Raw genomic sequence first — 12,582 nt, forward strand, 5'->3', positions numbered from 1 at the left:
AGAGGAGTTTCGACATGAACCGATTTGCATCCACTGGCCTGCTGACCCTGTGCCTGTTGAGCCTTGGCATCCAACACGCCAACGCTCATTCGGCGGACGAGCACGCCGGGCACAAAGCCCCGGCCAGCAATACCCAGGAACACGCTCAGGTGAAATTCGCCAACGTGCCGCTGCTCGATCAGAACGGCAAAACCGTGCGCCTGGAGCAGGATCTGGTGCAGGGCAAAATCGTTGTCATGAGCTTCATCTACACCAGTTGCACCACGGTGTGCCCGGTGGTCTCGTCGATCATGGGCAAGGTGCAGAAACAACTCGGCGCGCGCGTCGGCAACGAAGTACAACTGGTGTCGATCAGCATCGACCCGCAGCGTGACGACCCGAAACGCCTGCAGGATTATGCGCGCACCTTCCAGCGCGGGCCGGGCTGGAGCTGGCTGACCGGTTCGCCGCAGTCGATCAATGAAACCCTCAAGGGCCTCGGCAGTTTCAGCGGCGACTTCAAGAATCACCAACCGTTGATCCTCGTCGGCGACGGCAACAATCGTCACTGGATGCGCTATTACGGCTTCACCGATCCGGCGCTGCTGGCCAAGGAAGTGGAAAAACTCAGCGGCCTGCGCACCCACGCCAAACACACCGCCATCGCCATGGAGCAACAGCCATGAGACTGCTCGACTGGATCTCCCTGACCGTGTGTTTCTGGATCTTCAGCAACGTCGCATTCGCCCACGAAGGCCATGCCCCCGAAGCCCCGACAACGGTTGCCGCCGCGCCGGCCAAAGGCACCCACGACGCGAAAACATGGTTCACCGACACGCCATTACAGGATCAAAACGGCGAAACCCTGCGCTTCTACAGCGATGCGCTGCAAAACCGCATCGTTCTGCTCAACGTGATTTTTACCAGTTGCAACGATGCCTGCCCGCTGATCACCCAAAAGCTCAAAGAGGTGCGCGAGCTGTTGGGCGACAAGGCGCCGGACATCACCTTCATTTCCCTTACCAGTGACCCGCTGCGCGATACGCCGGCGGTGCTCAAGGCTTACACCTTGAAGCAGGGTTCCGATGACCCTCATTGGCTTTTTCTTACCGGCGACAAGGCGCAGATGGACCTGGTATTGAGCCGCATCGGCCAGATCGTGCCGACCCCCGAGCAGCACTCCACGCAGTTGATCGTCGGCGATGTCGCCAATAAACGCTGGAGCAAGATCCGCCCCGACGCCCCGGCTGCCGCCATTGCCCAGCGCTTGCAGTTGCTGACAATGCCCGTGGCTGGCCGCTGAGTCCGCGCCATGAAACGCTGCCGCGTACTCGCCCTGATCCTGCTCGCTGGCGTCAGCCTTGGCGCGAGCGCTGCACCGCTGACCCCGGAAGAAGCGGCGGGCAAGCGCCTGTACCGCCAAGGCTTGTCAGCCAGTGGCGAGGCGATCATGGCGCGGGTCGGCGCGGCGGATGTGTTGCTGCCGGCGACCAGCCTGCCGTGCGCCAATTGCCACGGCGCCGACGGCCTCGGCCGACCTGAGGGCGGCGTGCGTCCATCCGAATTGAATTGGGCGCGACTGACCAGCACGTACGGCCAGCAACAGGTCAACGGCCGCAGTTATCCGGCCTACAGCGAAAGCACTCTCGCCACGGCCATTGAGCAGGGCCGCGACCCCGGCCACAACCGCCTCGACCCGAGCATGCCGCGCTTTCTGCTGTCGATGAAGGATCAGCGCAACCTCACGGCTTATCTCAAGCGCCTCGCCGATGAACGCGACCCCGGCCTCGACGCCGAGACCCTGCATCTGGGCACCTTACTGCCCAGCCAAGGACCACTGGCCGAGGAGGGCATGACCGTTGCGGCGGTGCTCAACGGCAGCGTGGCGCGGATCAATCAGGCCGGCGGCATTCACGGTCGGCAACTGCGTTTGACGGTGATCGATCCCGGCCCCGATCGCGCCAGCGCCGAGCAAGCCTTGCAGCAATTGATCGAGCAGGAACAAGTGTTCGCATTGATCGCGCCGCTGGCGCCGGCTCTCGACAGCGAACTCGGGCCGCGTCTGGAACAGGCCGGGGTGCCACTGATCGGGCCGATGTCGATCCTCGGCACCCTGCAGGCCAGTCCACAGATTTTCGAGCCGTTGCCGGGATTGCGCGAGCAGTTGATCGCGCTGGCCGATTACGCCACGGCCAGTTTGCGCGTGCTGCAAGGGCCGACGCTGATCGCCTATCCCGACGACCCGGTACAAACACTGGCCGCGCAAAATCTCGGTCAGTACTTGCAGGAACACGGCTGGCAGAAAGTCCATCTGCAAGCCTATGACCCGGCGGCGGAGGCGCTGCCGTTGGGCTCGCGCTCGGTGTTTTACCTGGGCAATGGCGGCGGCTTCAGTCGTCTGGCGACGCGCCTGCAAAGCGCCGGGCAAGTGCCTTATCTGTTCGCTGCTTCAAGCCAGGTGGCCGGCGATCTGCTGCAAGTCCCCGACGGTTTCACCCGACGGGTGTTTCTCGCCTATCCATTTGTGCCCAGCGACTGGACCCAGGCCGGGCGCATGGCCCTGACCTTGTTGCGCGAAGGCCAAGGCCTCGGCGCCCAGCACGCGGTGCTGCAAGTCGGTGCCTACACCTCGATGCTGCTGCTCAGTGAAGGCATGAAACAAGCTGGCCGCGACGCCAGCCGGGAAAAACTGGTGGCGGCGCTGGAAGGCCTGCACGACTTCGACACCGGCCTGACCCCGCGTCTGAGTTTCGGCCCCGGCCGACGCCTGGGCTTGAGCGGCGCCCATGTAGTCACCGTGGATTTGCCCGATCAGCGTTTCTATCTGGTCGCGCCTTATAAACCGATTGTTGCCAGCCCCTGAACGGAGGGCCCGATCATGAAACGCACAACGCTGATCTTGCTGCTGACTTGCTGGCTGCCGCTGGCGTGGGCCAATAACGAACCGGCCGTGGCGCGGGTCAATGGCGAGGAGATTTCCGGGTTTCGCTTCGAGCGCTTCTTCGCCGAATACCTCGAAGATCAGGGTCGCGCGGTGACGAGTATTCGCAGCCCCAAGGCCTACAAGGAACTGCGCCAGGCCGCGTTGCAAATGCTGATCGACAAAGAATTGCTGTGGCAGGAATCGCAGAAACGTGGCCGGCAGATCGACGAACAAGCGCTGCGTCAGCAGATCGAGCAAACCCGCATGGCCATCGGCGGCGCGGATAAATTCGTCCGGCGCTTGCAGGACGCCGGTTTCGATGAGGCCTCCTTCACCGAGTACACCCGCCGCGAACTGGCGGCGCAGCAGATGTTCGCCGAGCTGATTCGCGCTAATACCTTGCAACCCCGTCACCTGCTGATTCGGGTGCCCGTGCAAGCAGATGCAGCCACAGTCGCCGCAGCGCGTCTACGCTTGATGCAAATGCGCGCCTCGATTGTCAGCGGGGCGAGTTTTGCCAGCGATCCGGTGCGCTCACCGTTCGGCTGGCATGTGATTTATTTGCCGAACCACTTGGAGGCCATCGATGTCCCAGATTTGCAGGGGCTGGATACAGTCAGGGCACAGCTCGCCCGACAGCAACAGACCCAGGCTCGTCGCCAAGTGCTCGCGCAATTACGGGTGCAGAACAGGATCGAACGAATTGACGACGACTGAAGGTTCCCCCCCAATAGTGGGGAATGGCTTCGATGCCCATTCAGGTGCTTCCCCGTTTCTGGGGAACGGGGTACCGGGACGAGCGGGCATTGTCATTAAATTCAAGGACATGAAGACATAAAATTACCGGCACTCAGCCTGGCATGAAGTGTGCGTTACCGATGGTAAGGCGCACTCTCAGGGCGGGGTCATCGGACCTGCTGTTTCAAGGAGTCGACCTTGGTTAACAAAGTACTGGTTGTCGAAGACGAACAGCTGCTTGCACAAAACCTTCAGGATTATCTGTCGGCGCAGGGGCTGGACGTCGCGATTGCACATGACGGAGCGACGGCTATCGGTTTGGCCGAAACCTTTGCCCCCGACGTGCTGGTGTTCGATTACCGCTTGCCCGATATGGAAGGCTTTGAGGTGCTCGACGCAGTCCGCCAGAACAGGACGTGCCATTTTGTGCTGATAACGGGTCACCCGACCGCTGAAGTCTGTGAGCGGGCGCGGCAACTGGGGGTCAGCCACATCCTGTTCAAACCGTTTCCTTTGGCGGAATTGGCGCGGGCGGTCTGCGACCTTCTTGGGATCAAGCGTGAAGCGAAACCCGGTGCGAGCCCTTCCGAAGGGTTTGTCGAACGACGCCAGAGCAGGACCGAGAGCTTCCCGTTGCAGTTGTACGATGGCAGTTGGGTGTTGGCGGATCGGCGACGACAGTTGCACGCCATGGCACCGGACGACGATCAAATGCTCACCGGGGAGTAATGGCGCGAACAGACGTTCCGGCACTTGCCGCCAAGGTTTGCCGCGCCGACAGGGCTCTGAGCCCCGGTTGGAGAGCAAGCCATGGAACGTCTGTCCGTTGTCGTCGAACCGCTGTTGGCCGAAAGCGCGCCAGAACGCTTTTCCAGTGAACAGCTTGCCCAGGCCCGGGCGCGGGCCGCCACCTCCGGCGAACGCGTCCTTGAAGCCCTCGGCGTACTCTGTGAACTGGCGCCGATGCCGTTTATTCACACCCTCGGCGCCACCCTGCATTACCCGGTGCTCGACACCGACAGCCTGTTTCAAGCGACGCCGGTGTTCGACCGGGTCACCCTCGCACAATGCCTGAAACGCGAATTCATCCTGCTGCGCCACAACGATGAAGTCATCGGCGTGTTTGCCGACCCCTTCGACCCGGCGCGCCTGGCCTGGATCGACGACTGCCTGCACGGCGCGCCGCTGCATCTGGTGCACGCCGATGACCTCAAGGCCTATCTGGCCCGCCACGAAGAAAGCTTCCACGCCGTCGAATCGCTGAACGCTCAGGGCGACACTCACCACGAAATCGACACCCTGCAAAGCCTGTCGCTGACCAGCATCAGCGAAGACGCCAGCAGCGTGGTGAAACTGGTCAACTCGACCCTCTACGACGCGCTGAAAATGCACGCCAGCGACATCCACCTCGGCACCACCGGCCACGGTCTGGTGATCAAGTACCGCATCGACGGCGTGCTCAACAACATCAGCAAAGTCCAGGGCAACGAGTTTGCCGAGCAGGTGATTTCGCGGGTCAAGGTCATGGCCGAACTGGACATCGGCGAGAAACGTGTGCCGCAGGACGGTCGTTTCAAGATCGGCATCAGCGGCCGTCAGATCGACTTCCGCGTGTCGATCATGCCGAGCATTTTCGGCGAAGACGCGGTGCTGCGGGTACTGGACAAACAGGATCTGGCCGATAAGGTCTGCGGCGTGCAATTGCAGGCACTGGGCTTTGAAGACGAAACCCTGCGTCAGTTGCGCCGCCTCGCCGCCGAACCCTACGGCATGGTGCTGGTCACCGGCCCGACCGGCAGCGGCAAGACCACCACGCTGTACGCGATGATCACCGAGATCAACCATGGCGTGGACAAGATCATCACCATCGAAGACCCGGTCGAATATCAATTGCCGGGCGTGTTGCAAATCCCGGTCAACGAGAAAAAAGGCCTGACCTTCGCCCGTGGCTTGCGCTCGATCCTGCGCCACGACCCGGACAAGATCATGGTCGGCGAAATCCGCGACCCGGACACCGCGCAGATCGCCGTGCAATCAGCGCTCACCGGCCACCTGGTGTTCACCACCATCCACGCCAACAACGTCTTCGACGTGATCGGCCGCTTCACCCAAATGGAAATCGACCCCTACAGCCTGGTTTCCGCGCTCAACGCGATTCTCGCTCAGCGCCTGATTCGCTTGGTGTGCAGCAGTTGCAGCGCGCCGGTCAATCCGAGCGATGAAGAGCTGCGTGCCTCGGGCCTCGATCCGCAGAAAGTCGATCACTACCACTTCGTCCACGGCAAGGGCTGCGGCCATTGCCGGGGCAGCGGTTATCGCGGACGCACGGCGATTGCCGAGTTGCTGCACCTCGATGACGAACTACGCCAGATGATCGTCGAGCGCCAACCGATCACCCAAATCAAAGCCCTGGCCTGTGCCCGTGGTTTGCGCCTGCTGCGCGAATCGGCGCTGGAGCTGGTGGAACAAGGTCGCACCACGCTGGAGGAGATCAATCGTGTCACATTTATCTCGTGAGCGTTTTGTCGCCGTGCTCGGCGCCAGCGGCGTTGGCCTCGGTCAACGGCGTGGCAGCGACACCCTGTGGCTGGGCAGCGTCGGTTACATCGACGAAGGCTTCCAGAGCTACGCGGTGGCGCTGGACACCCTCGATCGCCTGCTCGGTGAACACGCCCGCGCCGGTGCCGAATTGAGCGTGGTCATCTCCGGCCATTTCAGCCGTTTCTGCCTGGTGCCATGGAGCGCGCAGATCAGCAGCCCTGAGGAACTGCGCGGCTTTGCCCAACTGTGTTTCGAAGACCTGTTTGGCGCGTCAACCCAGCCGTGGAGTCTGGTGCTGTCCGCCGAGCCGGCCGGTTACGACCGCATCGCCAGCGCCTTGCCGCAAGACTTGCTCGAACGCCTGCGCACGCTGGTCAGCGCTCGCGGTCTGCGCCTGCGCTCGGTGCAGCCGTACCTGATGGCGGCGTTCAACCGCTTCGACAAAAGCCTCGATGCCGGCGACTTCCTGTTCGTCGTCGCCGAGCCGCAACGCAGCGTGTTGTTGCTGGCGAGGGAAGGGCGCTGGGCCGGCGTGCGTTCGGTGGGCGGCAGCGACAGCGATGCCGCGTTGAATGCGCTGATCGGTCGCGAACGGCAGCTACAAGCCTCGACCAGCGAACGCGCCTTCAACGTTTATCTGCACGCGCCGGCGCGGCTCGATGCGTATCCGGACGTGGCGGGTGTGCAACTGCGCACCCTTGAAGACGCCTCGATGAACGTGCGTGACGGCTTGTACGTCATGTCCCGGGCGGTGGCCTGAAATGCGCGCCCTGAATCTGGATTTTCAGCCACGGCCGCGTTCCGGCCCGTTGGGTTGGAGCCTGCTCGGCGGCGGCGTGCTGCTGGCGCTGCTGTGCTTCGGCGTGCAACAGCACCTCGACGCGCACACCGAACAGCAACAAGGTCATCTGCAAACCACGCAGCGTCAGCTCACCGGTGACAGCGGCGCCAAGTCCACCCTGAGCCCGGCGCAAATCCGTGAACAAGCGGCGAACCTCGCCGAGATGCGCAAGGTCTCGCAGCAACTGCGCCGCCCGTGGGAGCGCCTGTTCGCCATGCTCGAAGCGATGCCGCGCGATGACGTTGCGCTGCTGAGCCTGACCCCGGATGCCCGTAAAGGTCAGGTACGCATCAGCGCCGAAGCGCGGGATCTGCAAGCGATGCTCGACTTCCACAAACGTCTGGAAGCCAGCGACGAGCTGTCCGACGTCTCGCTGTTGAGCCACGAGATCGTCGTCAAATCGCCGGAACAACCGGTGCAATTCAACCTGTCGGCGACCTGGGAGATGGGCGATGCGAATCCCTAGACTGATCGTCCACGAATACCTGCAGGGCCTCGGCATTCCGGGCCTGGCCGGGCTGGCGCTGCTGTTGGTCGCCGTGGCTTGGGCACTCGGCGGTTTGCTGCCGGGCTGGCAATCGTTGCAGCACTTGAGCCAGCAGACTCAGGAAGCCAGCGAGTACCTGGCCAAGGTTGAAGACGGCAGCATCGCGCCGCCGGTGGTGCCGCAGCGTCAGCTCGACGACTTCCGCAACAAACTGCCGGCGCAACCGCAAGCCACCGTCGCCATCGACCGCATCTACGCCCTCGCAGCCCAGGAGCACATCACTCTGGCGCGTGGCGAGTACGCCCTCGGCGTCGACCCGAAAACCCACCTGGCGCGCTATCAGATTCTCCTGCCAGTGCGCGGCAGCTACCCGCAACTGCGCCGCTTTGTGCACGCCTTGCTCGGTCAGTTGCCAGCGGTGGTGGTGGAAGACCTTGAGCTGCAACGCAAGAAAATTGGCGACACCGACCTCAATGGCCGGATCCGAATGACCCTTTACCTGTCGAGGTCGTGATGAATACAAAGCGCGTGACAGGGTGGCTAGCGTTCTTCGCTGTGGCGGCGGGGCTGGCGTGGTTGCCGGAGTATTTCTCGCCGAGCGAAGACGCCGATTCGAACCAGGTAGCCGTCGCCACGCCGGGGAAAACCCGGGGCGCGCTGCCGGCCAGCACCGCCAAGGCCAAAGACGCACCGATCAGGGACCTGAGCCCGGCCGGCGACCTGTTCGCGGCGAAATCCTGGAAGGCCGCGCCGACCCTGGCCACGGTCACCGAACAAGCGATCAACCCGGCCACAGTGGTGCAAGCCCCGAGCCTGCCACCGGTGCCGTTTCAGTTCGTCGGTCGGCTGCATGACCGCAGCGACCTGCAAGTGTTTTTGCAGAACGGCGAAAAGATCTACGTCGTGCGCAACGGGGATGTGATCGACGACACCTGGAAGATCACCGGCATTTCCGATCTGGAATTGAGCCTGGTTTACCTGCCTTTGCATTTGTCGCAGACCTTGTCTGTGGGGAGTACGCAATGAACCGTTCCCGTTTGCTGATGAGCCTCGGTCTGTGTGCCGGGCTGGCCGCGTGCAGCACTGCGCAGGTGGCCAACAAGGAAGCCGCCGACCTGATTGAACAGGGTCAGTACGAGGCGGGGCTGGCGCGTATCGAAGAAGGCCTGCGCGAAAATCCGCGCGACACCGAATTGCACCTGCTGCTCAACACCGGTCGGGCCAAGGCGATCACGTCGTTGCTGACGGCCGGCGACACCGACCGCGCGCGCCGCGATTTTACCTCGGCGCGCACCGCCTACATGCGCGTGCTGACCATCGAGCCGAACAACCGCCGCGCCCAGGATGCCTTGAAGCAGATGGAATACCTGCGCAGCATGGACGAGAAACTCGAGCTGGCCCGTGGCGACCTGCGTCGCGGCGACATCTACGGCGCTGATCGTCAGGTCAAACAGATCCTCGAACTCGACCCGGCCAATGAAGGTGCGCTGGAGCTGCAAGGCAACATTCGCCTGGTGCAGAGCCGCAACGTCATTGCCTATCCGCAACTGCGCACCAAGCTCGATCGCCCAGTGACCCTGGAATTTCGCGACGCCAACCTCAAGACCATTTTCGAAGTGTTGTCGCAGGTTGCCGGGCTGAACTTCATCTTCGACAAAGACCTGCGTCCGGACATGAAAGCGACGATTTTCGTGCGTGACGTGCGCATCGAAGACGCCGTGACCCTGTTGCTGCAACAGAACCAGTTGCACCAGAAAGTGGTGAACGAAAACACCTTGCTGATCTACCCGGATTCGCCGCAGAAAGTGAAGGATTACCAGGAACTGGTGATGCGCACCTTCTACCTGACCAGCATCGACGCCAACACCGCGCTGAACATGGTCAAAACCATGCTCAAGACCCGCGACGTGTTCGTCGACGAACGCCTCAACACCCTGACCATGCGCGACACCGAAGACGCCGTGCGCATGGCCGAGAAACTCCTGCAATCGCAAGACCAGTCCAACCCGGAAGTGGTGCTCGAAGTGGAGGTGATGGAAGTCGCCACCCAGCGCATTCTCGACCTTGGCCTGCAATGGCCGAGCACCTTCGGTGTGGTCAACTCCGATGGTTCACCGGTCACTCTGTTGGGCCAGCTCAAGGGCATCAACTCTGACCGCATCTCCATCGGCCCTTCGCCGCAAGCCAAGATCAACGCGCAGGACAACGACATCAACACCCTCGCCAGTCCCGTGATCCGCGTCAGCAACCGCGAGCAGGCGCGCATTCACATTGGTCAGCGCGTGCCGATCATCAGCGCGACCTCGGTGCCGTCGACACAGGGGCCGGTGATCACCGAAAGCGTGACCTATCTGGATGTCGGTCTGAAGCTCGAAGTGACGCCCACTGTGCACCTGAACAACGAAGTGGCGATCAAGATTGCCCTGGAAGTGAGTAATGCCACGCCGCTGGAACCGACCCGCCAAGGCACGATCCCGGTGCAGGTCGATACCCGCAATGCGCAAACCTCGCTGCGTCTGCATGACGGCGAAACCCAGATCCTCGCCGGGCTGGTGCGCAACGACCACGGCGCCACCGGCAACAAGATTCCCGGCCTCGGTGACATTCCCGGACTCGGCCGCTTGTTCGGCAGCAACAAAGACACCATCGGCAAATCGGAACTGGTGCTGTCGATCACCCCACGGATCGTGCGCAACCTGCCGTATCAGAGCCCGTCGGACATGGAGTTCTCCACCGGCACCGAAACCAGCATGCACATTCAGGCACCGGATCGTTCGCAGAGCTACGTGATGCCGTCGCCTGCCGCGCAGCCGCGTGCCGTCGGTGAGTCGGCCGTGGCCACCACCCGCGTTACTGTCGAGAAGCCTTGATCATGAACGCCTCCCAACGCGGTTTCACCCTGATCGAAGTCGTGGTGACGCTGGCCCTGATCGGCCTGTTGGCGAGCATGGCCGCGCCGCTGACCGAGACCCTGGTGCGGCGCGGCAAGGAGCAGGAATTGCGCAACGCGCTGTACCAGATTCGCGACGCCATCGACGCCTACAAACGCGCCTTCGATGCCGGTTACATCGAGAAGTCGCTGAACAGCAGTGGCTACCCGCCGAACCTGAAAGTACTGGTTGAGGGCGTACGCGATGTGCGCAGCGCCAAAGGTGCCAAGTTCTACTTTTTACGCCGCATCCCGCGTGATCCGCTGGTGCCGGCCAAACGTGATGACGAAGGGGGTTGGGGCGTGCGCGCCTACGACAGTTCGGCTCAGAACCCGCGCGATGGCGAGGACGTCTTTGACGTCTACTCCCACGCCCGGGGCAAGGGCCTCAACGGCATCGCCTACCGCGAGTGGTGAACCTCATGCGCCGGGAAAAAGGTTTTACCTTGCTGGAGCTGATGGTGGTGATGGCGATCATCGCCACGCTGATGACCATCGCGCTGCCGCGCTACTTCAACAGCCTCGAAGCGTCGAAGGAAACCACGCTGCGTCAGAGCCTGTCGGCGATGCGCGAGGCGCTGGATCACTTCTACGGCGACACCGGGCGCTATCCGGATTCCATCGAGCAACTGATCGAGCAACGTTATCTGCGCAATGCACCACTCGATCCGATTACCGAACGCAAAGACCAGTGGGTGCTGATCGCGCCACCGGACGGCGTCGCCGGTGGTGTGGCCGACATCAAAAGCGGTGCTACCGGGAGGGCGCGTGATGGCAGCCAGTATTCCGAGTGGTAACCGTGCGCAGCAGGGTGGCTTCACTTACCTGGGCGTGCTGTTTCTGATTGTGGTGATGGGCATGGGCCTGGCCAGTGCCGGCGAGTTGTGGTCGACCGCTTCACGCCGCGACCGTGAACGCCAATTGCTCTGGGTCGGCACCCAATACGCGCAGGCGCTGCGCAGCTACTACCGCAGTTCGCCGGGGTTGGCGCAGTACCCGAAAGAGTTGGTCGACCTGCTCGACGATCAGCGTTTTCCAGAAGCGAAACATCATTTGCGTCAGCTTTATCCGGACCCTATCGGTCAGGGTGAATGGGCAGTGCAACGCGGTTTCGATGGGCGCATCACGGGTCTCAATAGCCCTTCGATCGAGCTGCCGTTGAAGCAGGCGGACTTCCCGTCGCAGTGGTCGGATTTCGAAGGCATGCAGCGTTATTCCGATTGGCAGTTCGTCGCCGAAAAAGCCTTTCTTGAAGGCACCAATGGCCCGGCCAAAGGGCAATCGGTTCTGCCGCAGGCGTTGCAGCCATGACCCGCCAATGGTGGTGCGCGCTGATCCTCACCGCTGTGGCGTGCTGCGCCAGCGCCGGTGAAGAAGACGAAATGATGGGCTTCATCGTCGACGACACGATCTCGCACATCGGCCACGACTTTTACTACTCGTTCAGTGAACGCCTGCGCGACACCAGCCCGATGGATTTCAACCTGGTGGTGCGCGAGCGGCCCGACGCGCGCTGGGGCAGCCTGGTGACCGTGGAATATCAGCAACGCCTGGTTTATCGGCGCTTCCTGCCGCCGAACACTGTGGAACTGAAGGACGAGGCCTACGAGGCCGCCGATATGGTTCGACTGGAGGTTGTCCGGCGCAAGCTGGAAGCCATGTTGCAGGACACCACCGACCTTGAGAAGGACGAACTATGAACAGCACAACGTTCTCACGGCGCAGCGGATTCTGGATCTCGGGGTTGTTGATCGGGCTCGCCAGCGCCGCTGCCGTCCAGGCCACCGAACTGGTCTACACGCCGGTCAACCCGTCGTTCGGCGGTAACCCGCTCAATGGCACCTGGCTGCTCAACAACGCCCAGGCGCAAAACGACTACGACGATCCGGACCTGAAGAAGCGCACCACGGTGGCCGGCACATCGGCGCTCGAGCGCTTCACCAGTCAATTGCAATCGCGGCTGCTGGGGCAACTGCTGGACAACATCTCCACCGGCAACACGGGGAGCCTGTCCACTGACGCTTTTATCGTCAACGTCGTCGACGACTCGGGGGCACTCACCATTGAGGTGACCGACCGAGCGAGCGGTGAAGTTTCGGAAATTCAGGTGAACGGCCTCAACCCATGACGGGCTGACGGTTCCG

16 protein-coding genes are annotated in these 12,582 nt (G+C 62.3%); all 16 read left to right on the forward strand.

The window, feature by feature from the left end; all coding sequences use genetic code 11:
* Positions 1 to 14: 14 nt before the first annotated feature.
* Positions 15 to 665, forward strand: coding sequence for an SCO family protein (locus tag RMV17_RS10505; protein ID WP_034152606.1), 651 nt, complete (start codon positions 15 to 17; stop codon positions 663 to 665).
* Entirely contained in the window at positions 662 to 1,282 is a 621-nt protein-coding gene (locus RMV17_RS10510) for an SCO family protein (RefSeq protein WP_311886454.1), read from the forward strand. The genes RMV17_RS10505 and RMV17_RS10510 overlap by 4 nt, the downstream gene beginning before the upstream one ends.
* Before the next feature lie 9 nt (positions 1,283 to 1,291).
* Positions 1,292 to 2,842, forward strand: a complete 1,551-nt coding sequence (locus RMV17_RS10515; RefSeq protein ID WP_311886455.1) for an ABC transporter substrate-binding protein — start codon at positions 1,292 to 1,294, stop codon at positions 2,840 to 2,842.
* 15 nt (positions 2,843 to 2,857) lie between these two features.
* Entirely contained in the window at positions 2,858 to 3,619 is a 762-nt protein-coding gene (locus RMV17_RS10520; RefSeq protein ID WP_311886456.1) for a SurA N-terminal domain-containing protein, read from the forward strand.
* 219 nt (positions 3,620 to 3,838) lie between these two features.
* The gene (locus tag RMV17_RS10525) at positions 3,839 to 4,369 is read left to right on the forward strand and encodes a response regulator (RefSeq protein WP_034152602.1); all 531 of its coding nucleotides are present in this window, start codon (positions 3,839 to 3,841) and stop codon (positions 4,367 to 4,369) included.
* Between the two features lie 81 nt (positions 4,370 to 4,450).
* A complete protein-coding gene (locus RMV17_RS10530; protein WP_108227066.1) occupies positions 4,451 to 6,157 on the forward strand; it encodes a GspE/PulE family protein in 1,707 nt (568 codons plus the stop codon).
* On the forward strand, positions 6,138 to 6,941 hold the full coding sequence (locus RMV17_RS10535) for a hypothetical protein (protein WP_311886457.1): 804 nt from the start codon (positions 6,138 to 6,140) through the stop codon (positions 6,939 to 6,941). Before RMV17_RS10530 ends, RMV17_RS10535 begins: the two co-directional genes overlap by 20 nt.
* A 1-nt stretch (position 6,942) precedes the next feature.
* Positions 6,943 to 7,488: a PilN domain-containing protein gene (locus RMV17_RS10540; RefSeq protein ID WP_034152599.1), complete on the forward strand. Its 546-nt coding sequence runs from the start codon at positions 6,943 to 6,945 to the stop codon at positions 7,486 to 7,488.
* Positions 7,475 to 8,023, forward strand: a complete 549-nt coding sequence (locus RMV17_RS10545) for a GspMb/PilO family protein (RefSeq protein ID WP_034152598.1) — start codon at positions 7,475 to 7,477, stop codon at positions 8,021 to 8,023. The genes RMV17_RS10540 and RMV17_RS10545 overlap by 14 nt, the downstream gene beginning before the upstream one ends.
* Positions 8,023 to 8,535, forward strand: coding sequence for a hypothetical protein (locus RMV17_RS10550; protein ID WP_311886458.1), 513 nt, complete (start codon positions 8,023 to 8,025; stop codon positions 8,533 to 8,535). Before RMV17_RS10545 ends, RMV17_RS10550 begins: the two co-directional genes overlap by 1 nt.
* Positions 8,532 to 10,379 carry a secretin N-terminal domain-containing protein gene (locus tag RMV17_RS10555; RefSeq protein WP_034152596.1) on the forward strand — a complete coding sequence of 616 codons (1,848 nt, stop codon included), beginning with the start codon at positions 8,532 to 8,534 and terminating at the stop codon, positions 10,377 to 10,379. The genes RMV17_RS10550 and RMV17_RS10555 overlap by 4 nt, the downstream gene beginning before the upstream one ends.
* Positions 10,380 to 10,381: 2 nt before the next feature.
* Entirely contained in the window at positions 10,382 to 10,855 is a 474-nt protein-coding gene (locus RMV17_RS10560; protein WP_016987878.1) for a type II secretion system protein, read from the forward strand.
* A gap of 5 nt (positions 10,856 to 10,860) precedes the next feature.
* On the forward strand, positions 10,861 to 11,235 hold the full coding sequence (locus RMV17_RS10565) for a type II secretion system protein (RefSeq protein WP_007919395.1): 375 nt from the start codon (positions 10,861 to 10,863) through the stop codon (positions 11,233 to 11,235).
* On the forward strand, positions 11,210 to 11,749 hold the full coding sequence (locus RMV17_RS10570; protein ID WP_311886459.1) for a type II secretion system protein: 540 nt from the start codon (positions 11,210 to 11,212) through the stop codon (positions 11,747 to 11,749). The genes RMV17_RS10565 and RMV17_RS10570 overlap by 26 nt, the downstream gene beginning before the upstream one ends.
* Positions 11,746 to 12,138, forward strand: coding sequence for a curli production assembly/transport protein CsgE (gene csgE / locus RMV17_RS10575; protein WP_034152594.1), 393 nt, complete (start codon positions 11,746 to 11,748; stop codon positions 12,136 to 12,138). The genes RMV17_RS10570 and csgE overlap by 4 nt, the downstream gene beginning before the upstream one ends.
* Positions 12,135 to 12,566 (forward strand): curli assembly protein CsgF, encoded by a 432-nt coding sequence (locus tag RMV17_RS10580; RefSeq protein WP_034152593.1) that lies wholly within the window; start codon positions 12,135 to 12,137, stop codon positions 12,564 to 12,566. Before csgE ends, RMV17_RS10580 begins: the two co-directional genes overlap by 4 nt.
* Positions 12,567 to 12,582: the final 16 nt, after the last annotated feature.

It is taken from the genome of Pseudomonas sp. VD-NE ins, from assembly GCF_031882575.1.
GTDB lineage: Bacteria > Pseudomonadota > Gammaproteobacteria > Pseudomonadales > Pseudomonadaceae > Aquipseudomonas > Aquipseudomonas fluorescens_BZ.